The 23,536-nt window shown below is 72.7% G+C and carries 25 protein-coding genes; 16 read left to right on the top strand and 9 right to left on the bottom strand.

Going from position 1 to position 23,536, the window contains the following annotated elements; all coding sequences use genetic code 11:
• Nucleotides 1-18: 18 nt before the first annotated feature.
• The 5 genes from CRP27_RS14230 to CRP27_RS14250 all read left to right on the top strand — a co-directional run bounded on the left by CRP27_RS14230 (nucleotide 19) and on the right by CRP27_RS14250 (nucleotide 4,265).
• Entirely contained in the window at nucleotides 19-783 is a 765-nt protein-coding gene (locus CRP27_RS14230; protein WP_097181282.1) for a DUF4064 domain-containing protein, read from the top strand.
• 109 nt (nucleotides 784-892) lie between these two features.
• On the top strand, nucleotides 893-1,735 hold the full coding sequence (locus CRP27_RS14235) for a hypothetical protein (RefSeq protein WP_097181283.1): 843 nt from the start codon (nucleotides 893-895) through the stop codon (nucleotides 1,733-1,735).
• The gene (locus tag CRP27_RS14240) at nucleotides 1,732-2,208 is read left to right on the top strand and encodes a SprT-like domain-containing protein (RefSeq protein WP_097181284.1); all 477 of its coding nucleotides are present in this window, start codon (nucleotides 1,732-1,734) and stop codon (nucleotides 2,206-2,208) included. The genes CRP27_RS14235 and CRP27_RS14240 overlap by 4 nt, the downstream gene beginning before the upstream one ends.
• 47 nt (nucleotides 2,209-2,255) lie before the next feature.
• Complete coding sequence (locus CRP27_RS14245) at nucleotides 2,256-2,951, top strand: CGNR zinc finger domain-containing protein (protein WP_097181285.1); 696 nt, start codon at nucleotides 2,256-2,258, stop codon at nucleotides 2,949-2,951.
• A gap of 57 nt (nucleotides 2,952-3,008) precedes the next feature.
• Nucleotides 3,009-4,265 (top strand): Nramp family divalent metal transporter, encoded by a 1,257-nt coding sequence (locus CRP27_RS14250; RefSeq protein ID WP_097181555.1) that lies wholly within the window; start codon nucleotides 3,009-3,011, stop codon nucleotides 4,263-4,265.
• Between the two features lie 152 nt (nucleotides 4,266-4,417).
• Here CRP27_RS14250 and CRP27_RS14255 read toward each other — a convergent pair whose 3' ends face one another.
• Together CRP27_RS14255 and CRP27_RS14260 are read right to left on the bottom strand one after the other, a co-directional pair.
• Nucleotides 4,418-4,720, bottom strand: coding sequence for a DUF427 domain-containing protein (locus CRP27_RS14255; RefSeq protein WP_079237414.1), 303 nt, complete (start codon nucleotides 4,718-4,720; stop codon nucleotides 4,418-4,420).
• A 37-nt stretch (nucleotides 4,721-4,757) separates the two neighbouring features.
• Entirely contained in the window at nucleotides 4,758-5,375 is a 618-nt protein-coding gene (locus CRP27_RS14260; RefSeq protein ID WP_255257596.1) for a 2-phosphosulfolactate phosphatase, read from the bottom strand.
• 96 nt (nucleotides 5,376-5,471) lie between these two features.
• On the opposite strand from CRP27_RS14260, the gene CRP27_RS14265 reads away from it, so the two are divergent.
• Nucleotides 5,472-6,104, top strand: a complete 633-nt coding sequence (locus tag CRP27_RS14265; protein ID WP_079237416.1) for a GNAT family N-acetyltransferase — start codon at nucleotides 5,472-5,474, stop codon at nucleotides 6,102-6,104.
• A 24-nt stretch (nucleotides 6,105-6,128) separates the two neighbouring features.
• Here the strand turns inward: CRP27_RS14265 and CRP27_RS14270 are convergent, their stop codons facing one another.
• Nucleotides 6,129-6,896 carry a carbonic anhydrase gene (locus tag CRP27_RS14270; RefSeq protein WP_176505617.1) on the bottom strand — a complete coding sequence of 256 codons (768 nt, stop codon included), beginning with the start codon at nucleotides 6,894-6,896 and terminating at the stop codon, nucleotides 6,129-6,131.
• Between the two features lie 87 nt (nucleotides 6,897-6,983).
• Between CRP27_RS14270 and CRP27_RS14275 the strand changes: the two genes are divergently transcribed.
• The 3 genes from CRP27_RS14275 (at nucleotide 6,984) to CRP27_RS14285 (ending at nucleotide 8,543) form a co-directional block, all read left to right on the top strand.
• Nucleotides 6,984-7,475, top strand: coding sequence for a hypothetical protein (locus CRP27_RS14275; protein ID WP_097181288.1), 492 nt, complete (start codon nucleotides 6,984-6,986; stop codon nucleotides 7,473-7,475).
• 128 nt (nucleotides 7,476-7,603) lie between these two features.
• The gene (locus tag CRP27_RS14280) at nucleotides 7,604-8,173 is read left to right on the top strand and encodes a DUF1684 domain-containing protein (protein WP_097181556.1); all 570 of its coding nucleotides are present in this window, start codon (nucleotides 7,604-7,606) and stop codon (nucleotides 8,171-8,173) included.
• 10 nt (nucleotides 8,174-8,183) lie between these two features.
• A complete protein-coding gene (locus CRP27_RS14285; protein ID WP_176505618.1) occupies nucleotides 8,184-8,543 on the top strand; it encodes a GntR family transcriptional regulator in 360 nt (119 codons plus the stop codon).
• 40 nt (nucleotides 8,544-8,583) lie between these two features.
• Here the strand turns inward: CRP27_RS14285 and CRP27_RS14290 are convergent, their stop codons facing one another.
• Nucleotides 8,584-9,414, bottom strand: a complete 831-nt coding sequence (locus tag CRP27_RS14290) for an endo alpha-1,4 polygalactosaminidase (protein ID WP_097181557.1) — start codon at nucleotides 9,412-9,414, stop codon at nucleotides 8,584-8,586.
• 235 nt (nucleotides 9,415-9,649) lie between these two features.
• On the opposite strand from CRP27_RS14290, the gene CRP27_RS14295 reads away from it, so the two are divergent.
• Nucleotides 9,650-11,257, top strand: a complete 1,608-nt coding sequence (locus CRP27_RS14295; protein WP_097181290.1) for a DEAD/DEAH box helicase — start codon at nucleotides 9,650-9,652, stop codon at nucleotides 11,255-11,257.
• Between the two features lie 124 nt (nucleotides 11,258-11,381).
• Nucleotides 11,382-11,585 (top strand): CsbD family protein, encoded by a 204-nt coding sequence (locus CRP27_RS14300; RefSeq protein WP_097181291.1) that lies wholly within the window; start codon nucleotides 11,382-11,384, stop codon nucleotides 11,583-11,585.
• An 84-nt stretch (nucleotides 11,586-11,669) separates the two neighbouring features.
• On the opposite strand, the gene CRP27_RS14305 is transcribed toward CRP27_RS14300, so the two are convergent.
• On the bottom strand, nucleotides 11,670-12,212 hold the full coding sequence (locus CRP27_RS14305; protein WP_079237421.1) for an NUDIX hydrolase family protein: 543 nt from the start codon (nucleotides 12,210-12,212) through the stop codon (nucleotides 11,670-11,672).
• Between the two features lie 85 nt (nucleotides 12,213-12,297).
• On the opposite strand from CRP27_RS14305, the gene CRP27_RS14310 reads away from it, so the two are divergent.
• A complete protein-coding gene (locus tag CRP27_RS14310; RefSeq protein WP_176505619.1) occupies nucleotides 12,298-12,915 on the top strand; it encodes an alpha/beta hydrolase in 618 nt (205 codons plus the stop codon).
• 79 nt (nucleotides 12,916-12,994) lie between these two features.
• On the opposite strand, the gene CRP27_RS14315 is transcribed toward CRP27_RS14310, so the two are convergent.
• On the bottom strand, nucleotides 12,995-13,657 hold the full coding sequence (locus tag CRP27_RS14315; protein WP_097181292.1) for a PadR family transcriptional regulator: 663 nt from the start codon (nucleotides 13,655-13,657) through the stop codon (nucleotides 12,995-12,997).
• Between the two features lie 153 nt (nucleotides 13,658-13,810).
• Between CRP27_RS14315 and CRP27_RS14320 the strand changes: the two genes are divergently transcribed.
• The gene (locus CRP27_RS14320; RefSeq protein ID WP_097181293.1) at nucleotides 13,811-18,541 is read left to right on the top strand and encodes an ATP-dependent helicase; all 4,731 of its coding nucleotides are present in this window, start codon (nucleotides 13,811-13,813) and stop codon (nucleotides 18,539-18,541) included.
• Nucleotides 18,542-18,549: 8 nt separating this feature from the next.
• Nucleotides 18,550-19,329 carry an Fpg/Nei family DNA glycosylase gene (locus tag CRP27_RS14325; protein ID WP_097181294.1) on the top strand — a complete coding sequence of 260 codons (780 nt, stop codon included), beginning with the start codon at nucleotides 18,550-18,552 and terminating at the stop codon, nucleotides 19,327-19,329.
• A gap of 142 nt (nucleotides 19,330-19,471) precedes the next feature.
• Here the strand turns inward: CRP27_RS14325 and CRP27_RS14330 are convergent, their stop codons facing one another.
• Complete coding sequence (locus CRP27_RS14330) at nucleotides 19,472-19,969, bottom strand: hypothetical protein (protein WP_097181295.1); 498 nt, start codon at nucleotides 19,967-19,969, stop codon at nucleotides 19,472-19,474.
• 68 nt (nucleotides 19,970-20,037) lie between these two features.
• The gene (locus CRP27_RS14335) at nucleotides 20,038-21,084 is read right to left on the bottom strand and encodes an aldo/keto reductase (protein WP_097181296.1); all 1,047 of its coding nucleotides are present in this window, start codon (nucleotides 21,082-21,084) and stop codon (nucleotides 20,038-20,040) included.
• Nucleotides 21,085-21,213: 129 nt separating this feature from the next.
• On the opposite strand from CRP27_RS14335, the gene CRP27_RS14340 reads away from it, so the two are divergent.
• Complete coding sequence (locus CRP27_RS14340; protein WP_255257597.1) at nucleotides 21,214-21,759, top strand: TetR/AcrR family transcriptional regulator; 546 nt, start codon at nucleotides 21,214-21,216, stop codon at nucleotides 21,757-21,759.
• Here CRP27_RS14340 and CRP27_RS14345 read toward each other — a convergent pair.
• Nucleotides 21,741-22,676 (bottom strand): LysR family transcriptional regulator ArgP, encoded by a 936-nt coding sequence (locus CRP27_RS14345; RefSeq protein ID WP_097181560.1) that lies wholly within the window; start codon nucleotides 22,674-22,676, stop codon nucleotides 21,741-21,743. The genes CRP27_RS14340 and CRP27_RS14345 overlap by 19 nt on opposite strands.
• Before the next feature lie 69 nt (nucleotides 22,677-22,745).
• On the opposite strand from CRP27_RS14345, the gene CRP27_RS14350 reads away from it, so the two are divergent.
• A complete protein-coding gene (locus CRP27_RS14350) occupies nucleotides 22,746-23,483 on the top strand; it encodes a LysE/ArgO family amino acid transporter (protein ID WP_097181297.1) in 738 nt (245 codons plus the stop codon).
• Nucleotides 23,484-23,536: the final 53 nt, after the last annotated feature.

Raw genomic sequence — 23,536 nt, forward strand, 5'->3', positions numbered from 1 at the left:
CGAGCGAGGGGACACCCGATGACGAACGACGACCGGAGCAACGAGGACCGGACCGGCGACGGCCAGGTGCCGAGCTGGGGCGACGCCCCGCAGCAGCCCGCCGCCGGCGCAGCGCCCGCGAGCGACGCACCGCGGTACGGCGAGCGGGTGGACCCGGCGCCGACCTCGACGCCGCAGTACGGCGAGCAGGCCGCGCAGGGCGAGGCCCCGCGGTACGGCTCGACCGAGTACTCCGAGCAGCAGGGCCAGTACGGCCGACCGGACGACGCGCAGCCGCAGTACGGGCAGCAGCAGCAGCAGTACGGCCAGCAGCCGTACGCGGCGGCGGCTGCGCCGGCGAGTGCCGGGGCGCCCTCGTGGCAGGGCTACGAGGAGCCGAAGCGCAAGAAGAAGACGGTCGGGGTCGTGGCGTTCATCCTCGGACTCGCATCCCTGGTGATCGGTGTCATTGGCGGCTACGTGATGGGCTCCGCGCTGGCGAACAGCAGTGCGCTCTCCGACCTCGTCCCGACCGACGGCTCCACGCCGGACCAGGGTCAGCTCCAGCAGCAGCTCATGAACGACCCGAACGTGGTGTCGCAGATCGGCGTCGGTGGTGTGATCGCCGGTATCGCCGCCATCCTCGGCCTCTGGGCACTCGTTCAGGGCATCATCGCCATCGCCACGAAGCGTGGGCGCGGGTGGGGCGTGTTCGCGATCATCCTCGCGGTAGTCGCGACGATCGCCACGTTCGGCACCTACATCGGTGTCGCCGCAGCCGCAGCGGTGAGCGGCGCGAGCTGACGACCGAGCAGATCCGAACGGCCCGTCGTGCACCAGCACGGCGGGCCGTTCCGCGTCCGGCACGCGTGGCACCGCGCACTCTCGGGTCGGCGTGGTTACCCTCGAACCGATGTCCCTCCCGCCCGACGACCGTCAGCAGCCCGACCGCCTCGACCGCGCCCGGGAACCGCGTCATGCGGCGCCCGTGACGGCCGGTGTGAGCCCGGGCAGCACCTTCGCCCCGATCAGCCTGCGCCCCGCCGTCGACGCCGACGCGATCCAGCAGCGCCTGCGCGACCTCGGGCAGAGCCGCAGCACCGAGGCCCTCGCCGAACGTGCCGAACTCCTCCGCCTGCTGGGGCGACTGGACGAGTCGCTCGTGATCGCGGAGGAGGTCTTCCGGTTGACGATGTTCACCGGCGAGCGCTCGGACAAGGTCTCCGCGCGCATCCGTCGGGCGCACGTGCTGCACGACCTCGGCCGGTACGAGCGGGCCGCCACCGAGTCCGCCATGGCGCGCGACACGGCACGGACCGAGGAGTGGCCGGAGCTCGAGGGCGCCGCCGCCGAGCTCGAGGGCTGGTCGTTGTTCGAGCTGTCCCGGTTCGAGGAAGCCCGCTCGGCCCTCTCCCGTGCCTACCAGGCGTTCCGCCAGGCCGGTGCTCCGTCGGAGCGCACCGAGGCACTGCGGACCGCGGTGGAGGCCGCCCTCCGCGCCTCCGTGGCGCAGCCCGCACCGTCGGAGGACAAGCCCCGCACCGCTCGTGAGGTCGCTGCCCGTCGGTCCGAGGAGGACGAGCCGCAGACCCGCGTCGCCGAACCGGTGAAGCAGGTCCCGCCGATCCGCCGCCGCGTGCTCGGCGCCCCGGACGCAGCCCGGACGGAGGCCGACGACCTCTGGGGTCGCATCGCCGCACGGGCCGCGCAGAAGGGCCAGGCCGGACGGGGCGACCCCGACGACGACCTGCGGTGACGACGCTCGAGGCGGTCCGGGCCCGGGCCGAACACCTCATGGCGGCGCACCTCGGGGCCGGGAGCTGGTCGTTCGCCTTCGACCACGCCAAGACCCGCGCCGGGCAGTGCGACTTCGCCCGGAGGCGCATCACGGTGAGCCGGCACCTGGCCGTGCGGTTCTCCGAGGACGACGTCGACCAGGTGCTGCTGCACGAGATCGCGCACGCGCTGGCGGGTCCCCGCGCGGGGCACGGGCAGCGCTGGCGACGGACGGCGGCGGCGCTCGGGTACACCGGTTCGCGGCTGTACGACGGCCCGGTGGCGAGCGAACTCGCGCCGTGGATCGGCACCTGCCCGGCCGGTCACGAACACTTCCGCTACCGCACGCCGACGCGGCCGTTGGCGTGCGCCGCGTGTTCGAGACGGTTCGACGCTCGCAACCTGATCACGTGGCGCCGACGCGACGAGACGGAGCGTCGAGCTACCGCATGACGGCCGGACCGCTCGGAGGCGCGCCGGTAACCCGTTAGCCTGGGCGGATGCACACGGGGCAGCACATCCGGACTGACGCCGGTTCCACCTGGTTCTTCGACGCGGGACGGATCGCCCTCGACTTCGCGCACACCGGCGGGTTCGCCGACGACCCGGACGGACGACGGCCACGTGCCCAGCTCGGGGAGCTGCTGATGACCCCGGCCGACCTGGACGAGTGGCTGACCGACCACACCGAGCCGATCGACGTCGGTGCCACCGCGCGGGAGCTGCAGGACGCCCGCGCCCTCCGCGCCGCGATCGCCCGGCTGGCCGTCGCCGCCGCACCCGGTCCGGCGTCCACCGCTGCCGAGCGCACCGCGGTGGCGGCGGGACTGCGTGCCGGCACCGGGCGCACCCGCCCCGCACCCGACGACATCGACACCGTCAACCTGTTCGCCGCACTGCCGGACGTGCCGCCGAGCCTGCCCGGTGGCCGGCGTCGTGCGGGGGCGAACCGGGTGCGGCTCGCGCAGGCGCTGTCGAGCGTCGCGCGTGACGCGGTGTCCCTGTTCACCGAGGTCGGCTTCGACGACGTCGCTGCGGACGGGCAGCCCACCCGCCTGAGCCGCTGCTCGGCGGAGGACTGCGGACTGGTGTTCTACGACTCCTCACGCGGTGGCACGCGCCGGTGGTGCTCGATGCAGCGCTGCGGGAACCGGGCGAAGGTGCGGGCGCACCGGGCACGTCGCGCATCGGCCTGATTTCAACCACCGAACTCAAGGATTCGGCACGCCGAATTCTCTGGCATGCTGGACGGCATGACCGACACGGCGACCCCGCCCACCACCCGCGACCCCGCGACCCCGCGCCGGCGTGGTGCGAGCCTCACGCTGCTCGGTCCCGCGTTCGTCGCCGCGATCGCCTACGTCGACCCGGGCAACGTCGCCGCGAACCTCACGGCCGGGGCGAAGTACGGCTACCTGCTGCTCTGGGTCCTCGTCGCCGCGAACGCCAGCGCCGTCGTCGTGCAGTACCTCTCCGCGAAGCTCGGCGTCGTCACCGGGAAGTCCCTGCCGGAGCACCTCGGGCTGCGGATGCGGCGCACACCGCGGTTGCTGTTCTGGGCCCAGGCCGAGATCGTGGCGGCGGCGACCGACGTCGCCGAGGTCATCGGCGGCGCACTCGCCCTGCACCTGCTGTTCGGGGTACCGCTCGTCGCCGGGGGCGTCATCACGGGTGTCGTGTCGATGCTCATCCTCGCCCTGCACAGCCGACGGAGCACCAGGACGTTCGAGGCCGTCGTCACCGCGATGCTGGCGATCCTGACCATCGGGTTCTGCGCCGGGCTGCTGTTCGCGCAGGTGTCCCCGGGCGAACTCGTCGCCGGGCTCGTCCCGCGCTTCCAGGGCTCCGAGTCGGTGATGCTCGCGGCGTCGATGCTCGGCGCGACCGTCATGCCGCACGCCGTCTACCTGCACTCGGCGCTCGCCCGGGACCGCCACGGCGACGTCCCGGCCGGACCGGAACGCCGCAGGGTGCTCGTCGCGACCCGGTGGGACGTCGGGCTCGCGCTCGTCGTGGCCGGAGGCGTGAACATCTGCATGCTCGTGCTCGCCGCCGCGACGCTGCCCGGGGTCTCCGGCACGGACTCGATCCCGGGGGCGCAGCAGGCGATCGCGGCCAACGTGGGGCCGGTCGTCGGCGTGCTGTTCGCGGTGGGGCTCCTGGCGTCTGGGCTCGCCTCCACCTCGGTCGGGTGCATGGCCGGCGCGGAGATCATGCACGGACTCCTGCACGTGCGGGTGCCCCTGATCCTGCGGCGGCTCGTCACGCTGGTGCCGGCGATCGTCCTGCTCGCGGTCAACGCCGACGCGACGATGCTGCTCGTGGTGAGCCAGGTCGTGCTGAGCTTCGGGATCGCGTTCGCGATCGTGCCGCTCGTCGTCTACACCTCACGCCGGAGCGTGATGGGGGCGGACGTCAACGCGATGACCACCCGCGTGGTGGCGGGGGTCATCGCGCTGGTGATCGTCGCGCTCAACGTCGCGCTCATCGCGCTGACGCTGGCCGGCTGAGCGGGGCTCGGCGCGGCGCGCGCGGCGCCGCGACGCGGTGCGCTTTGCCGGCGCACAACCGAAGTCGGCTCGAACCACGCGATTCCGCGGTTCGAGCCGACTTTGGTTGTGCAGCGGCGCGACGACCTGACGGGCCGCGGGCCGCGCGCCGACTACTCGACGACCTTGACGTCCTTCCAGAACGCGACGTAGCCCGAGTAGTCCTTGCCGACGCGGTCGAACGACGAGGGGATCGGCGTCGGGTACGACCACGCACGGTCCTGGAGCGCCTGCCCGTCGACGTTCACCGTGAAGTACTGGGTGTCGCCCTTCCACGGGCAGTGGTACTGGGTGGGGCTCTCGGTGAACAGCTCGGACTTCACGCTCGACGGCGGGAAGTACCAGTTGCCCTCGATCTGGATGAGGTCCTCCTGCGGGGCCTCGGCGATCACGGTGTCTCCGACGACTGCCTTCATGGCGTGCTCCTTCGCTCTGCGGGTGACGACCGGAACGCTACGCGCGCCCGGTCGATTCCCGCAGGGTGACGAGTTCGCCACCGTCGGCGAGCGCCGCGTGGACCGCTTCGGGCCCGAGCGCCGCGGCGGCCTCGGAGGCGCTGACGAGGTGCTTCACCGCCCGACGCAGTCCCGTGTACGCGGCACAGGCCGCCGCCGCCTCTGGCGAGGTGTGGTCGATGCCGACCGCGGCGAGCGCGTCGACGACCGCGCCGGCAGCCAGGAGGTCCTCGACCGCGAAGTCGGGTGCGTCCGGCACGTCGGCCGCTTCACCCGCGGCCTCCGCCGCGTCGTCGCCGGGTGCGTGGTGGCGTCCGGCGGCGACGATCGCGACGACACAGCGGTCACCGCGTTCGGCCTGGAGGCGCGTCACCCGTTCCGCGATCGCGCTCGCGTTGCCGAGGTGGCCGAGCACCACCTCCGGACCGTCCGGCAGCTGCGCGGTGACGGCGCGGAGCGCCCGCTGGCGCTCGCGGTCGCCGTGCACCGCCCCCGCTGCCGTCGCCGGCAGGACGTCGATCCAGACGATCAGGTGGACGTCGGTCGCGATGCGCGCCGCGCCACCGCTCCCCCATGCGAAACGGACCTGGTACCGCTGCTGCGTGCGTGCTGCCACCCGAGCCACGATAGCCGCCGGGAGCACCCTGACCTTTTCCACAGGTGGACCTTCGTCGGGACTTCGCCGTGGTCGGCGACCGTAGGATTCCATGCCATGGAGATCGCCCCCGCACCCACCCTGACCGGCGACCGTGTGACGCTCGAGCCCCTCGGGTCCGAGCACGCGGACGACCTGCGGGCGGCGGTCGCGGACGGCGATCTCTGGCGCACCTGGTACACCTCGATCCCCGCCCCGGCGCAGGTCGACGACGAGATCGACCGTCGTCTCGCCGAGCAGGCCGCCGGGCGGATGGTGCCGTTCGCGGTGCGCGACCGCCCGACCGGCCGGGTGGTGGGTTCGACGACCTTCCTGCACCCGGACACCGCGAACCGGCGCGTGGAGATCGGGGCGACCTTCCTGTCGAAGTCCTCGCAGCGATCGGGCATCAACACCGAGGCGAAGCTGCTCATGCTCTCGCACGCGTTCGACGTCTGGCAGTGCATCGCGGTCGAGTTCCGGACGCACTGGCACAACACGCAGTCCCGCACGGCGATCGCAGCACTCGGCGCCAAGCAGGACGGCGTGCTGCGGAACCACTCGGTCGGTCGGGACGGCACCCTCCGCGACACCGTGGTGTTCTCGATCATCGCGTCCGAGTGGCCGACCGTGCGGCTCTCGCTGGCCGAGCGCCTGCGGCAGCACGACCGCGCCGAGGGCTCCCGCCGCCGTTCGGCCCGGCACGCCTGACCCGACGGCGGCCGGACCGCGCGGTCAGAGTGCGTGGCGGACGGTGCGGTCGCCCAGTGGCTGGACCGGGCGGGCGTTCCCGATGTGCGCGGCCTCGAGGTCGGCGACCTGGTCCGCGCCGAGTTCGACCGCACGCTCGAGGACGATCCAGCGCACCCCCTCGGTGCAGGGCGGTGTCGTGAGGGAGCCCTGGTAGGTCGCGAAGGACCGCTCTGCCGGGAGCATCGCCTCGACGTCGACGGTGCTCGCCCGGCCGGCGCCCGCCGTCGCACCGGCAACCAGGTCGTCGAACGCCGGGTTGTGCGCGCCGCGCTCGGCGAGGACGCCGACGACGGTGAGGGCACCGCGCTCGTCGACGTGCACGAAGTGGAACTCGGCGGCTGAGGCCTCCCCCGCCGTGGTGTGCTCGGACCCGGCGTGGAAGTGCACCTGCACGAGGTCGAGGTCCGCGCCCGCGATGGCCGTCGTCGCACCGTCGTCCGCCGTGAACTGCACGGTGTGGCCGTTGTCGGCGGTGATGCCACGCACCGGTCCGGACCCGACGAGGTCGAGCGCCGCGCCACCCCGCGGTTCCGGCAGGTCGATCGGCGACTGCTGTTCCCCGGAGGCACAGGCTCGGTACTCGCCCACGAGGTCGCCCCAGTGCTCCGGGGCACCCTCACCCTCGTACGCCCACGCAGCACCGGCGTCGTGTGCGGTCGTCTCCGGTGGACTCGCCGCGGCGCAGCCGACCAGGACGGCGAGGGTGAGGGGCAGGACGAGCAGGGGCACCACGGTTCGGTTCGTTCGCATGATCCCCATCTTCGCACGTGGCATTTCACATGTAGAACGCTGCAGATGTCTGCGGCGCGCTCAGGGCCGCGTCGGTAGCGTCGGCTCATGCACGTGGGCCTCCGGATCATCCTCGACGCGCCGGTCGAGGCCGTACGCGACGCCCTGCTCTCCCCGGCGGTGATGGTGGCGGTCACGAAGCCGTTCCTCGTCTACCGGTCCCGCGACCCGCAGGGCTTCCCCGTCCGATGGGCCCCCGGTCAGCCGCACCCGATCACCGCGAGCGCGTTCGGACTCGTGCCGAGCGGCGACACGCACGTGGACATCGACCTGTACGAGGTCGAGGGCGTGCCCGTGCAACGCGACAACGGTGGCGGTACGAGCGGCCTCTTCGGACGCATGACCATGCAGCACCGGATGGCCGTCCGACCGACGCCCGACGGCAGGACGATGCTGGTCGATCGGCTCACCTACCGGATGCGCCCGAGCGTGCTCGGCCTCCTGCTCTGGCCGGGGATGTGGGTCATCTGGCAGTGGCGCGCGCTCCGGATGCGGCAGCTCGCACCGCAGTGGCGGCGACCCCGTCGGGCCGCGGCCTGACCGTCGGGCGCACCACGCGCCTCCCGGCCGACGCGCAACGGGCGTACGCTCGCACCGTGAGCCAGACGCATGAGCCGGCAACCGACGACCGCGTGCACAGCACGCTCGCCACCGTGGACTGGCGGCGGATGACCTTCGACCTGTACCGCCGTGTCCGGGCGACCGCCGATCCGGAGACCGCGCACGCGATGTGGCGCGAGACCCGTGACGCGATGTTCGGTGAGCACCCCGCGAGCCCGCTCCTCGACGAGGACGCCCGCGACTTCGAGTCCCTGCCCGTCCCGGACTACGACCCCGCCTGGCGCTTCCGCGCCCGCGTCGAGTCGGCCGAGCCACTGACGATGGACGTCGAGACCGGAACGGACGGCATCGTGCACTTCGACCGCCTCGGCGTCGTGGTCCTGCCGGGCGTCGGCACGCTCGACGTGTGGTCGCACGGCGGCTACGCGGGCGGCGTCTTCGTCCCGGTCAAGGACGCCAGCGCCGGCAAGGCCCGCGGGACGTACGGTGGCGGCCGCTACCTGCTGGACACGATCAAGGGCGCCGACCTCGGAGGCGACGACGGCGAGCTCGTGCTCGACTTCAACTTCGCGTACAACCCGTCGTGCGCGTACGACCCGGCGTGGGCGTGCCCGCTCGCGCCTCCGGGCAACACCGTCGCGGTGCCGGTCCCCGTCGGCGAGCAGTACGACTTCTAGGGTGGAGCGCATGTCGGGTCTCGTCGCGATCGACGCCGGAGGGCGTGTCCCCCCGTTCGAACAGGTGCGGTCGCAGATCGCCGCGCAGATCACTGCGGGCTACCTCGTCGACGGGGAACGCCTGCCGAGCGTCCGGGGGCTGGCCGACGAGCTCGGTCTCGCGGCGGGGACGGTCGCGAAGGCCTACCAGCTGCTCGAGGAGTCCGGGCTCGTGCACACCGCACGCGGTGCCGGCACCCGGGTGATCCGCCCGGCGGCCGTGCCGGAACCGGTCACCGATGCCGCGCGGGCACTCGCCGCCGCTGCCCGCGCCGCGGGGCTCTCCGCCGACCAGGCAGCGACGGCCCTGCGGGACGCCTGGCCCGCCTGACACCTGCCGAGCGGCCGAGACTCGGCCCCGCGGACGCCCGTCAGCAGTGCTCGAAGACGTAGTCCGAGTGGGACGGCGTCACGAGGTCCCGGTCGCGCAGGATGGTCATCGCCGGACGGTCGTCGTCCGCGCACACCGACGACCACGACCGGCCGGTGTTGTCCGAGTACTCGACGTCGATGACGTGCCCGCCGTAGGCGTTCGTGTAGGCCGAGCACTCCTGGTACTCCACGCACTCCTCGGCGACGACGAAGTCGAACCCCGTGCTCTTCCGGCCCGACGCCCCGAGCTGCGGGGTGTTCTTCTGCCCGACCGCCAGGCCGTGGGCGTGCCCGACGTCCACGAGGGCACGAGCGAGCGCCAGGTTGCCCACACGGGTGAGCGCACCGTGCGACCGGGTCCAGGAGTCGAGGTTGTCGAACTCCACCGCGTCGAACCCGCGGTCGGCGCAACGGGCGATCGACGTCGTCAGGACCTTGGTGATCGTGGACCGAGCCGCCGCCGTGGTCGTGTCGAGGAGCATCTCGTCCGGCCACCCGGGGTCGGACACCGGCTTCCCGTCGTCGTCGCGCAGGATCGCCGACGGGTGGTCGTCGAGCCATGCATCGGCGTCCCCGGGCTGGGTCTGGAAGCCGTTCACGTAGCAGATCGAGTACCTCCCGGAGGCGGGGCGGTCCGTGCTGTCCCGCTCGACGATCGTCACCCCGGCCGGCGGCGCGTAGCCCCCGCCGAGCTGGTAGTCCGGGATCCCAGAGGTCGGCAGGTTCTCGTACGACGACGACCCCGACGCAGACCCGGCCGCGCACCCGGCCAGCCCGATCACCGCCACCACGGCCATCGCAGCGGCGCCCAGGATCGTCCGTTCTCGCACGCCCAGATCCTCGCACGCTATGATGGACGTACTCGAGGCGCCGATCGCCTCGTGCGTCGTACGGACGCCCCCGAACTCCCGGTCCACGGACCGATGATCGAGCACCTCCCGAAGGTGCCAGGCTTCTCTGCTGCGGCGACTGCGCCAGCCACACCCGTTGGCGCGCATCCCGCCCGCGCGCTGCCTCGCGAGAAAGTGCGCCCACAGCCGGAACCCTCCGGCTCGAAAGGTCACCATGACCACCGAAGACATCCGTTTCTCCGACCTCGGCGTCCCCGCGCCGATGGTCGACGTCCTCGCCCAGCAGGGCAAGGAGACCGCGTTCCCGATCCAGGCCGACACGCTCCCCGACTCGCTCACGGGCAAGGACGTGCTCGGTCGCGGTCGCACCGGTTCCGGCAAGACGATCGCCTTCGCGATCCCCCTCGCCGCCCGGCTCGCCGCGAACCCCCGCAAGCGCCGCGCCGGTCGCCCCCGCGCCCTGGTGCTCGCCCCGACCCGTGAGCTCGCGACGCAGATCGACGCGACGCTCGCACCCCTCGCCAAGGCGATGGGCCTGAACACCACGACGATCTTCGGCGGTGTCTCGCAAGGCCGTCAGGTCGACGCGCTCCGCGGCGGCGTCGACGTGGTCGTCGCCTGCCCGGGTCGCCTCGCCGACCTCATGCAGCAGGGCCACGTGCAGCTCGACGCCATCGAGGTCACCGTCCTCGACGAGGCCGACCACATGGCCGACATGGGCTTCCTGCCCGGCGTGACGAAGATCATGCAGGCGACGCCCGAGCAGGGGCAGCGTCTACTGTTCTCCGCCACGCTCGACAACGGCGTGGACAAGCTCGTGAAGAAGTTCCTGCACAACCCGGTCATGCACTCGGTCGACGACGAGACCAGCCCGGTCGAGGCCATGACCCACCACCTCTTCGAGGTCGCCGACGCCGACGCGAAGAAGGACCTCGTCCGGACGCTCGCGAGCGGTACCGGTCGTCGCATCCTCTTCATGCGCACGAAGCACCACGCCAAGCGTCTCGCGAAGCAGCTCAGCAGCCAGGGCATCCCGGCCGTCGACCTGCAGGGCAACCTGTCGCAGGGCGCCCGTGAGCGGAACCTCGCGAAGTTCTCCTCCGGCGAGGCCCTCGTGCTCGTCGCCACCGACGTCGCCGCCCGTGGTGTGCACGTCGACCACGTCGAGCTCGTCGTGCACGTCGACCCGCCGACCGAGCACAAGGCGTACCTGCACCGTTCGGGCCGCACCGCCCGTGCCGGTTCGTCCGGTGACGTCGTGACGGTCACGATGCCGGCCGAGCGTCGCGACGTCGCGCAGATGATGCGTGCGGCCGCGATCAAGGTCACGCCGCAGCAGGTCACGGCGAACTCCCCCGCCGTCGCGGAGCTCGTCGGCGAGATCGCTCCGGTCCGCCACGTCGCGCCGGAGCAGCCGGCACAGCAGCAGCGTCAGCCCAAGCAGCGGACGAACGAGTCCGACAGCGCGGGCGGCGGTCGTCGCCGTGGTCGCGGTGGTCGGTCGGGAGGCGCGGCGCAGCCCGCGCGCACCGGCTCGGCTTCCGGGTCCTCCGGTGCAGGGCGTCGCGGCGGTCGTCCCGCCGAGGCCGGCGCCGGCGCGTCGGCCGGCTCCGCCGGTGGGCAGCGTTCCGCTGCCGCATCCGGCGGTCGCCGCAGCGGCGGCAGCCGTCGCGCGTCGAGCGACACCGTCCGTGGCGGGTCCGCTCCGGTCTGGTCCTCGGAGGGCGGCTACGCCGCCGGCCGTGGTGCCGGTTCCGAGTCGGGCGGCAACCGTCGTGGTGGGTCGCGCCGCGCCTCCCGTCCCGCCGGTTCCGCGCGCTGATCCCCGCAGGGGGACAACCTCCACGCCTCCTGGGCACGGACGGATCCCCGGCGCGTAGGTTCTCCTTCACCGGATGCCGCGCAAGCGGCCGACGGGGAACTGTCCGCTGTCGGAAGGAGAGCCTATGGCTGGGATCGAAGACGTCAAGAACGCCGCTGCGAAGGCAGCAGGCAAGGCCAAGGAAGCCGTCGGGAACGTGACGGACAACGACCGCCTCAAGGCTGAAGGCAAGACCGATCAGGTCAAGGCCGACACCAAGCAGGCAGGCACGAACGTCAAGGACGCCGCTTCAGGCGTGGCCGACAGCCTCAAGAACGAGAACAAGTAAGCCGGTCCAGCACCGTGCTGCGAAGCCCCCGGGTCCGATTCGGATCCGGGGGCTTCGTCGTGCGCGAGGCGGGTCGACAGATGGCTACATGAGAGCACCGACGGACGCGAGGCCCGCGCGCAGGAGTGCCCCGCGACCGCCCTCCATCTCGTCGGCGACGGCGTCGGACGCCGCTTCCATCGGGCTCATCCACGTCAGTTCGAGGGCGTCCTGCCGGGGCTCGCACGTGCCGGTCACGGGCACGACGTACGCCAGGGAGATCGCGTGCTGCCGTTCGTCCGTGTACACCGAGGCGCCGGGCAGGGGGAAGTACTCCGCGACGGTGAACGGCGTCGGGCTCGAGGGCAGCTGCGGGAACGCCATCGGGCCGAGGTCCTTCTCGAGGTGCCGGAACAGCGCCGTGCGGATCGACTCCCCGTACATCACCCGGCCGGACACGAGGGTGCGGGCGATCGAGCCGCTCGGGGACACCCGGAGCAGCACGCCCACCTCGGTGACGACACCGAGGCCGTCGGTGCGGACGGGGACCGCCTCGACGTAGCAGATGGGCAGTCGACGGCGGACGTTCGCGAGCTCCTCGTCGGACAGCCAGCCGGAGTCGGGGTCGGGGGTGCGCAGCGAGGCCATGCACCGTGTCTACCAGTCGCCCCGGCGAGTTCGGCGGAAGGCGCGGGGGTTGGGGATGGTTGATGCGTCAACTAATGTCGTGCACATGATCGATCGCGACGTCGTGCAGTGGACCCGTGGCCCCTCCGAGCGGCCGGGCACGCCGCTCCTCGTGACCATGCACGGGGTGGGGTCGAACGAGCGCGACCTGCTCGGACTCGCCCCGGCGCTGCCGTCGTCGTGGACCCTGGCGTCGCTGCGTGCGCCGATGCCGTGGGGGCAGGGGTTCAGCTGGTACCCGCTCGGGACCCCGGGCTCCCCCGCGCTCGAACCGGTCGACGAGTCGGTGTCCGGGGTGCTCGACTGGATCGACTCCGTCGCCGCCGACCACCCGCGGATCGGGCTGCTCGGGTTCTCGCAGGGTGGCTCGATGGCGTTACAGCTGCTGCGCGCACGACCGGACGGCTTCGCGTTCGCGGTGTCCCTGTCGGGGTTCGTCGTGCCGGGCGTCACCGATGATCGCGACACCGCCGTCGAGCAGGTCCGGCCGCGGGTGTTCCTCGGGCACGGCGACCTCGACCCGGTGATCCCGGCCGAGGCCACCGCCCGGACGCAGGCGTGGGCCGCCGCGCACACCGCCGTGACGGACCGCACCTACGAGGGGCTGCCGCACGCGGTGTCCGCGGCGGAGCTGGCGGACGTGGCCGCGTTCATCGGCGACTGACGGCTCTCGACGCCACCAGGCGACAGACGGGAGGCACGGTGCCAGCTGGCACCGTGCCTCCCGTTCGCCGTTTCCGACGTCAGTCGGCGAGGATCTGCAGGAGGTCCTTGCGGAGCTGGTCGATCTTGGCGGTGGCCGCCTTCGCCTGCTCCTCCGTCGCACTGGTGCGGTACATGTGCAGGACGCCCATGGTCTTGCGGAGCGCCTCGATGAACTCGCGCGACGAGTCCGGGAGACCCGGCGCGTCGAAGGCCGCTGCGATCTCGTCCGCCTTCGCCTCGGCCTCGGCCTTGCCGGCGTCGGTGAGCTCGAAGAGGGTCGTGCGACCGTCGCCCGTGGAGACCACGAGTTCTTCGTCGACGAGCTGCTGGAGCGTCGGGTAGACCGAGCCGGGGCTCGGCTTCCAGGCGCCGCCGGTGCGCTCGGCGATGGTCTTGATCACGGCGTAGCCGTTCTGCGGGCCTTCGGCCAGCAGGCCGAGGATCGCGAGGCGGACGTCGCCGCGACGGCGGCGCTCACGGCCGAAGCCGGGCCCACCGAATCCGGGACCGCCGAAGCCCGGGCCACCGAAACCGGCGCCGAAGCCGCGACCGAACCCGGGGCCGAAGCCACCGCGTCCGCCGTGGTCGTGGTCACCGCGGTCGCGGCCGGGGAAGCCGGCGCCGTGGTGCTGCCGCGCGCCGCCGAAACGGGGGCCGCGCGGGTGCTGGTGGTTGTCGTCGTTGTCGGAGATGGGGCGCATGGTGCGTCCTTCCTGGTCAGTGTTCGAAGTTGGCTCGCGATCGGTGTTGTTCCTATCGCGATGTGTTAACGATAGATCGGTAACTATCGCTCTGTCAACCGTGTTCATGAACTGGGCTGGTTGTCGGCGGTCGCGGGCAGGATGGGACGGACCATGACGGACGTGCTCGAGCGCTTCTCCCCCGCCACCGCAGAGTGGTTCCGGGGTGCCTTCGACGCACCGACGGCAGCGCAGGCCGGGGCGTGGGACGCGATCTCCACCGGGCAGCACGCACTCGTGATCGCGCCGACGGGCTCCGGCAAGACGCTGGCCTCGTTCCTGTGGTCCATCGACCGGCTCATCAGCGCGTCGGACCGCCCGCCCGCCAAGCAGCGGACCCGGGTGCTCTACGTCTCCCCGCTCAAGGCACTCGGCGTCGACGTCGAGCGGAACCTCCGCAGCCCGCTCGTCGGGATCACCCAGACCGCCAGGCGCCTCGGGCTCGAACCGCCGGACGTCACGGTGGGCGTCCGGAGCGGTGACACCCCGTCGTCCGACCGGCAGCGGCTCCTGCGACAGCCACCGGACATCCTCATCACGACGCCCGAGTCGCTCTACCTCATGCTCACGTCGCAGGCGCGGGAGACCCTGGTCAACGTCGACACCGTCATCGTGGACGAGGTCCACGCGGTCGCGTCGACGAAGCGCGGCGCACACCTCGCCGTGTCGCTCGAACGACTCGACGACCTGCTCGAGAAGCCCGTCCAGCGCATCGGGCTGTCGGCCACGGTGCGTCCGGCTGAGGAAGTCGCGCGGTTCCTCGGGGGCCGTGCACCGGTGACGATCATCGCGCCGCCCGCCCAGAAGACCTTCGACCTGCGCGTGGTCGTGCCCGTCGACGACATGGCCGAGCTCGGAGCGCCCCCGGTCGGTGCCGACGCCACCGAGTCCCCGACGAACGGGTCGATCTGGCCCCACGTCGAGGAACGGGTGGTCGACCTCATCGAGGAGCACCGGTCGACGATCGTGTTCGCGAACTCGCGGCGGTTGGCCGAACGACTGACCGCGCGCCTCAACGAGATCCACGAGGAACGGGTCCTCGCTGCCGCCGGATCCGTCGGCGACGGTGCACTGGTGCCGGCCGGGGTGTCCCCGGCGGACGACGGGCTGCCGGCCGCCGGTCCGCGTGCCCAGTCCCCGGCCAGGCTCTCGGCACACGCCCGGCCGCCGGCGCAGGTGATCGGCGCATCCGGACAGACCGGTGGCGGCGGTTCGGACGCCTCCGTGCCGGTGCTCGCCCGCGCCCACCACGGCTCCGTGTCGAAGGACCAACGCGCCATCATCGAGGACGACCTGAAGTCCGGCCGGCTGCGCTGCGTGGTGGCCACGAGTTCGCTCGAGCTCGGCATCGACATGGGCGAGGTCGACCTCGTCGTGCAGGTCGAGGCGCCGCCGTCGGTCGCGAGCGGCCTGCAGCGCGTCGGTCGCGCCGGACACCAGGTGGGCGAGATCTCCCGCGGGGTCCTGTTCCCGAAGCACCGCGCCGACCTGGTGAACAGCGCCGTCACCGTCGAACGGATGGTGTCCGGACAGATCGAGGCGATCTCGGTGCCGGCGAACCCGCTCGACGTCCTCGCCCAGCACACCGTCGCGGCCGGCGCGATCGACACCGTCGACGTGGAGCACTGGTTCGAACTCGTCCGGCGGAGCGCACCGTTCAGCGGCCTGCCCCGCTCCGCGTTCGAGGCGACACTCGACCTCGTGACCGGGCGCTACCCGAGCGACGAGTTCGCCGAGCTCCGCCCGCGCCTGGTCTGGGACCGCGTCCACGGCACCCTCACCGGGCGGCCGGGTGCCCAGCGGCTCGCGGTCACGAGCGGCGGCACGATCCCCGACCGCGGCATGTTCGGCGTGTTCATGGTCGGCGAGAAGGCCTCCCGCGTCGGCGAGCTCGACGAGGAGATGGTCTACGAGTCCCGCGTCGGCGACGTCTTCGCCCTCGGCGCGACGAGCTGGCGCATCGAGGAGATCACCCACGACCGGGTCGTCGTCAGCCCGGCGTTCGGCCAGCCCGGCCGGGTGCCGTTCTGGAAGGGCGACGGCATCGGCCGCCCCGCCGAGCTCGGTCGTGCCACCGGCGCCTTCGTGCGCGAGGTCGAGGGGGCATCCGACGAGGACGCCCGTGCCCGCGTCGCCGCCGGCGGGCTCGACGAACGCGCCGTCACCAACCTGCTGACCTTCCTGCGCGACCAGCGCGCGGCGACCGGGCACGTGCCGAACGACACCACGCTCGTGATCGAACGGTTCCGCGACGAACTCGGCGACTGGCGGCTCATCCTGCACTCCCCCTACGGCATGCAGGTGCACGCGCCGTGGGCACTGGCGGTCGGTGCGCGACTCCGGGAACGCCACGGCATCGACGGCGACGCGATGGCGGCCGACGACGGCATCGTGGTCCGGATCCCCGAGACCGACGCCGAACCCCCTGGTGCCGACCTGTTCGTGTTCGAACGCGACGACCTCGAGGCCCTGGTGACGGACGAGGTCGGCGCGTCCGCGCTGTTCGCCGCACGGTTCCGCGAGTGCGCGGCCCGGGCGCTGCTGCTGCCCCGGCGGAACCCCGGGCAGCGATCGCCGCTCTGGCAGCAGCGGCAGCGAGCATCGCAACTGCTCGAGGTCGCGCAGAAGTACCCGTCGTTCCCGATCGTGCTCGAGACCGTGCGCGAGGTCCTGCAGGACGTGTACGACGTGCCGTCCCTGCTCGGCATCGCGGACGACATCGCCGGACGTCGCATCCGCCTGGTCGAGACCGAGACGGAACAGCCGTCGCCGTTCGCGCGCTCCCTGCTGTTCGGGTACGTCGCGGCGTTCATGTACGAGGGCGACACCCCGCTCGCCGAACGCCGGGCAGCAGCACTGTCACTCGACTCGACCCTGCTCGGGGAGCTGCTCGGGCGGGCTGAGCTCCGCGAACTGCTCGACCCCGCGGTGATCGCGTCCGTCGAACGCGACCTGCAGCGACTCTCGCCCGACCGCCGCGCCCGCGATGCCGAGGGGATCGTCGACGTGCTCCGGCTCGTCGGCGCGCTCGACCTCGACGAGGTCGTGGACCGGAGCTGGCTGGCTCCAGCAGATGCCGATGCGGACCGCTCGGCTGCGACCACGACCGTGCAGGGTGCACTCACGGCACTCGAGCGGGACCGCCGCGTGCTGTCGTTCTCGCACGCGGGGGCCACCCGGTGGGCCGTGATCGAGGACGCCTCCCGCCTCCGGGACGCTCTCGGGGTGCCGCTGCCGATCGGCGTCCCGACGGCGTTCGTCGAACCGGTCGCCGATCCCCTCGGCGACCTGATCGGCCGGTACGCCCGGTCGCACGGCCCGTTCTCGGCGCAGGACGCCGCCGCACGCCTCGGACTCGGCATCGCCGTCGTGCAGGACACCCTCCGTCGGCTCGTGGCCGACCGGCGGGTGGTCGAGGGCGAGTTCCGTCCCGATCGCCAGGGCGCGGAGTGGTGCGACGCCGAGGTGCTCCGCCGCATCCGCACGAAGTCGCTCGCGGCGCTCCGGCACGAGGTCGAACCGGTGTCGCCGGACACCCTCGCGCGGTTCCTGCCGGCGTGGCAGCACGTGCACACGCCCGGTACCCGCGGGGGACTGCGCGGCGTCGACGGCGTGCTGCAGGTCATCGACCAGCTCGCCGGGGTCGCCCTGCCGGCCAGCGCGTGGGAGACCCTCGTGCTGCCCGCTCGCGTCACGGACTACGCCCCGAGCATGCTCGACGAACTGACCGCCACGGGCGAGGTCCTCTGGTCCGGCGGCGGCACCCTGCCCGGCAACGACGGCTGGGTGCGGCTGCACCTCGCCGACACGGCGGCGACGACCCTCGCCGAGCCCTCGGGCGACGAGACCACCGAACTCCAGCGTGACGTGCTCGGCGCACTCGCGGGCGGCGGCGCCTACTTCTTCCGGCAGCTCGGGCAGGCCGTGGGGAGCACCGACGACCAGGCGCTCTCGACCGCGCTCTGGGACCTGGTGTGGGCCGGCCAGATCACCAACGACACCTTCGCCCCGCTGCGGTCGATGCTCGGCGGCAAGGCGAAGAGCACGAGCGCCCCGCGGGCCCGGGCGTACCGCGGTCGTCGTCGCCCGACGATGCCGACGCAGTCCGGACCGCCGTCCGTCGGCGGCCGCTGGTCCCTGCTGCCCCTGGCCGAGTCGGACGCCACCGTGCGCGCCGCCGCGACCGCCGAACAGCTGCTCGAGCGGTACGGGGTCGTGACCCGCGGTGCCGTGCAGGTCGAGGGCGTCCGCGGCGGGTTCGCGGGCGTCTACCGCGTGCTCTCCCGGTTCGAGGAATCCGGCCGTGCCCGGCGCGGGTACTTCGTCGAGGGGCTCGGTGCGGCGCAGTTCGCCACCGGGCCGACCGTGGACCGACTCCGCACCTACGCCCGGGACCTCGACGAGGACGAGCGCGCCGACCCGGACCGCAAGCGCGAGGCCCTCACCCTGGCCGCGACCGACCCGGCGAACCCGTACGGAGCATCACTGCCCTGGCCGAGCGATACCGCGGCCGACGGGTCCGGTGCCGACGAGCCGGCGGACGACACCGCCACGAAGTCCCGCGGGCACCGCCCGGGTCGGAAGGCCGGCGCCCTCGTGACGACGGTCGACGGGAAGCTCGCGGTGTACGTCGAGCGCGGCGGCAAGTCCGTGCTGACGTTCACCGACGACCCGGCGGACCTCTCGGTCGCCGCTGCCTCCATCGCGGCGTCGGTCCGGAGCGGGCTCGGCAAGCTCTCGGTCGAGCGCGTGGACGGCGCCTTCGTGCTCGAGTCGCCGCTCGGCGCTGCGCTTCGGGAAGCCGGGTTCACCGCGACACCGCAGGGGGTCCGGCTCCGTGCCTGAGGACGAACGTGCCTGAGGGTGACACCGTCTTCCGCGCTGCTCGACGGCTGCACACGGCGCTCGCGGGGAAGGTCCTCACCCGCAGCGACTTCCGGGTGCCGGCGTTCGCGACGCTCGACCTCGTCGGCCGCACCGTCGACGAGGTCGTCCCCCGTGGCAAGCACCTCCTGCACCGGATCGGCGACCTGACCGTGCACTCGCACCTCAAGATGGAGGGGCGGTGGGACGTCTACGCCCCCGGCGACCGGTGGCGACGACCGGCGTACCAGGCGCGGGCGATCCTCGACGCCGAGGGGGTGTCGACGGTCGGCTTCGCGCTGGGCATCCTCGAGGTCGTCCCACGCGACCAGGAGTCCGAGATCGTCGGGTACCTCGGCCCGGACCTGCTCGGGCCGGACTGGGATCCCGACCTCGCGCTGCAGAACCTGACCAGGGAGCCGGAGCGCCCGATCGGTCTGGCGCTCCTCGACCAGCGGGTGCTCGCCGGCCTCGGCAACGTGTACCGGAACGAACTCTGCTTCCTCCGGGGCGTGCTGCCGACCCGGCCGGTCGCCGAGGTGCACGACCCGGCGCGGGTGATCGCCCTGGCCAGCCGGCTCATCCTGGCCAACCGGGACCGCAGTGCCCGTGTGACGACCGGGGTCGACCGCCCCGGACGGCGGTTCTGGGTCTACGGGCGGGCGGGGAAGCCGTGCCTGCGGTGCGGGACGCCGGTCCGGCACGGGGAGCTCGGCGACTCCGAGCTCACCCTGCGCGACACCTACTGGTGCCCGCGCTGCCAGACCTGACCTCGCACCGTGCGACGGCGCCGGCGCCTGCGCCTGCGCCTGCGCAGTGTGCGAGGTCCCGGACACCGTGCGGGGCCGCCGCGGTCCCACCGTGCGCGGAACCTCGCACACTGCGACCCGCAGCACGCCACGCGCCGCCGGGTCAGCGGTCGGAGGCCTCCACGACGCAGCTCTCGACCTGCTTCGCGAGCTTCGAGTCCGCGCTGAACGAGCTCGGCGCTTCGGACACCGAGGTCGACTCGTCGGCGGTGGCGTCCTTCGCGGTCTGGTTCACGGCGTAGAGCGGACCGTCGAAGTCGTCCGAGGTCGGGTCGTCGGTGGTCGCCCAGATCGTGACCTCGTCGTCGTTCGCGTCGTTGCTGTCCGCGGGGACGATGGTGGCACCGAGGTACCAGCCACCGTCGCCCTTCTGGATGTTCGCGAACTCGGCAGTGTCGTGGCTGCCGACCGCCTTGTCGATCATGTCGACCGCCGCGCTGGACGCCACGTCGCACTGCGCCGACTGCGACTTCTCCTCGGATCCGGGCACCTTGCCCACCGGGTTCGGGTTCTGGGCGCCGCCCGGGTCGCAGGCGGTGAGCAGCAGGCTGATGGTGACGGCGCCGAGCAGCGCCGAGGCGGTGGTGGCTCGCTTGGACATGCCAGGGACGCTAGACGGCGGCGGGTGGACGAGGATCCAGGACGTCCGCGGGACGCAGGAACGGCAGGTCAGTCGGACGGCCCTGCCGCGGAACGCTGGGCCGCGGGACGGCGGCGGAGCGTGGCGTCGAGGACCGCCGGCGGGTTGTACTGCTGGTCGAGCCGCCCCACGTCGGTGCCCGGCGGGACGATCGCGTCGATGCGGTCGAGGACCTCGTCCGTCAGGCTCACGTCGGCGCCCGCGAGCAGGTCGTCGAGCTGCTCCATGGACCGCGGGCCGATCAGCGCGCTGGTCACGCCGGGATGGGCGATCGCGAACGCCATGGCGAGGTGCGTCATCGGGATGCCGGTCTCCTCGGACAGCACGGCGACCTGTTCCACGGCGTCGATGCGCCGCTCGTCCTGGTTGTGCCGGAACATCGTGGCCCGCGCCAGGTCGGTGTCCTGCCCCTTCCGGAAGCGTCCGGTCAGCATGCCGCCGGCAAGCGGACTCCACACGAGGGTGCCCATGCCGTACCGCTGTGCGACCGGCAGGACCTCACGCTCGATGCCGCGGTTGAGGATCGAGTAGGTGGGCTGCTCGGTGCGGAAGCGTTCGAGGCCGCGGCGTTCGGACGTCCACTGCGCCTCGACCTGCATCGACGCCGGGAAGTCCGAGCTGCCGATCGCCCGGACCTTGCCGCTGCGGACGAGGTCGGTCAGGGCGGACAGCGTCTCCTCGAGGTCGACCGTGTCGTCGGGGCGGTGCGCCTGGTACAGGTCGATGTGGTCGGTCTGCAGGCGACGGAGCGAGTCCTCGACCGCGCGCATGATCCACCGCCGGGAGTTCCCGCGGCGGTTCGGATCGTCGCCCATCGGGCCGTTGAACTTGGTGGCGAGGACGACGTCGTCGCGGCGGTCCTTGATGGCCTTGCCGACGAGGGTCTCCGATCCGCCCTGCGAGTAGCGGTCGGCGGTGTCGATGAGGTTGATGCCGGTGTCGAGAGCGCGGTGGACGATGCGGATCGAGTCCTGCTCGTCGCCGTTGCCGATGCGGCCGTCGGTGCCGATCATCATGGCGCCGAGCGCGAAGGGGCTGACCTGGATGCCGGTCTTGCCGAGGGTGCGGTACTGCATGTGCGGTTCCTCCTGCTGTCGATGGCGTGCTGCACCCCGGTGCCGTATCGTGGACCGAAGTGGAACGCCCTTCCGGAACTATACGGAACGGCTTTCCGTTTACGCAAGAGCAAGTTGCCAGGAGGACCCGTGCGCGCCGACGCCCGACGCAACGCCGACGCCTTGATCGAGGCCGCCACGGCGGTGTTCGCGACAGACGGTGTGGACACGCCCGCGAAGGTGATCGCCGACCGGGCCGGGGTGGGGGTCGGCACGCTGTACCGGCACTTCCCGCAGCGGTCCGACCTCGTGGTGGCGGTGTTCCAGCAGGCGGTCGAGGACTGCGCGGACGCCGCGGACGAGTTCGCCGCCACGTCCGCCCCGGACGAAGCGCTCTCCCGGTGGCTCCAGCGCTTCACCGGGTTCGTCGCCACGAAGCGCGGGCTGGCCGCCGCGCTCCAGTCCGGCGACCCGGCGTTCGAAGCGCTCCCGGCGTACTTCATCGGCCGTCTGGGCGGAGCCCTCGGTGGCCTGCTCAACTCCGCCGCCGCCGCGGGGACCATCCGCCCCGATGTGGACGCCCCCGTCCTGCTCCGCGCGGTGGCCGACCTGTGCCACGGCGCTCCGGACCCGGCGCAGAGTCAGCTCATGGTGGGGTTGCTCGTGGACGGCCTCCGCTACCGCGCAACGGCCTGACCGACCGGGTGCAGCCGCTCGGCCGCGGTGGCCCGCACGGCGTCGGTCACCCGCTCGAGCAGCGGTGACGCCAGGTTCCAGCGCTGCCACCAGAGGGCGACGTCCGCCCGCCGCCCGGGGGTGAGCTCGACGAGTTCGCCCCGCGCCAGGGCGTCGAGGCACTGCGCCTCGGGCAGCATCCCCCAACCGAAGCCGAGCGACACCGCCCGCGCGAAGTCCGCCGAGGTCGGGACGAAGTGCCGCGGACCCGACGGTGCGTGACCGAGGACCCGACGCAGGTACCCCTGCTGCAGGTCGTCCGCCCGGTCGTAGTCCACGAGCGGCACCCGGTCCATCCGGTCGAGCAGGCCACGTTCGGAGGCAGCCCCGGTGCGGGCACCGGCCAGGTAGCGGTCCACGAAGGCGGGCGACGCCACCGCCCGGTAGCGGTCGATGCCGAGCGGCACGGACGAGCAGCCCTGGACCGGGTCAGCCTCGGCCGTCACGGCGCCCATCACCGTGCCGGCACGCAGGAGCTCGGCCGTGCGGTCCTGGTCCTCGCGGTGCAGGTCGAAGACCACCTCCGTGTCCGCCCGGACCAAGGCGAGGGCGTCGAGGAACCAGGTGCCGAGCGAGTCCGCGTTCACCGCGAGGGGGATCGTCGGCACGACCGAGTCACCGCCGCCGAGCGCTCGGGCGGTCTCCTCGTCGAGCAGTTGTGCCTGCCGCGCGTGCCGGAGGACGACCTCGCCGTCCGGGGTGGGACGCACCGGGGTCGTCCGCTGGAGCAGGACCCGACCGAGCTGCTGCTCCATCGACTTGATGCGCTGGGACACCGCCGACGGGGTGATCGCGAGGGCGCGGGCAGCGGCGTCGAGCGTGCCGTGGTCGACCGCAGCGAGGAGGGTCTCGAGGTGTTCGCGCTGGAGTCGGAGCATGCAGCGCAGCTTACGCAGCATCAGGAACATGAGCTGTACTGCATCCCGCCTGCCGCCTAGCGTCGGACCGTGACCGCATTCCTCCCCCTGCTCTCCGGCCTCGGCACCGGGCTCGCCCTGATCGTCGCGATCGGGGTGCAGAACACGTACCTGCTCCGGCTCGCGGTCAGCGCCCGGCTCCGGGTCGTGACCGCCGCGGTCGTGGTGTGCGCGGTCTCCGACGGCGTGCTCATCCTCGCCGGCGTGCTCGGGGTCGGGGTCGTCGTCGAGCGGTTCCCGGTCGCGATCGTCGTGATCCGGTTCGTCGGGGCGGCGTTCCTGCTCACCTACGGGGTGCTGGCCGCTCGGCGGGCGCTCCGGCCGTCTGGCGACGCCATGCGTGTCGAGCAGGACGCGCACGACGACGGTGCACCCGCCGTCGGCATGCCCGCCGGAGCGAGCGCGGGAGTGGCGATGACCGCCCACCCGACGACGGCGGCGGGACGGACCCGCACCGCGCCTCCCGGCATCGTCCCGACCATGCGCGCGGCGGTCCTGACCATGCTCGTCTTCACGTGGGCGAACCCGCACGTCTACCTGGACACGCTCGTGTTCCTCGGCTCCGTCGCGAACCAGCAGGGCGTGGACGACCGCTGGCCGTGGACCATCGGCGCCGTGCTCGCGAGCTGCCTCTGGTTCGGCGCGCTCGGCTTCGGCGGCCGACTGCTCAGACCGCTGTTCGCGAGGCCGCTCACCTGGCGGGTGTTCGACGGCCTCGTGGCGGTCGTGATGCTCGGCTTCGGAGCTGCGCTCGCCCTCGGCGCGTAGGCCGGCGAGGTGGCGGCGCGTGGCGCGTTCTGCCGCCGCACAACCGAAGTCGG

The organism is Curtobacterium sp. 314Chir4.1, from assembly GCF_900215175.1.
GTDB lineage: Bacteria > Actinomycetota > Actinomycetes > Actinomycetales > Microbacteriaceae > Curtobacterium > Curtobacterium pusillum_A.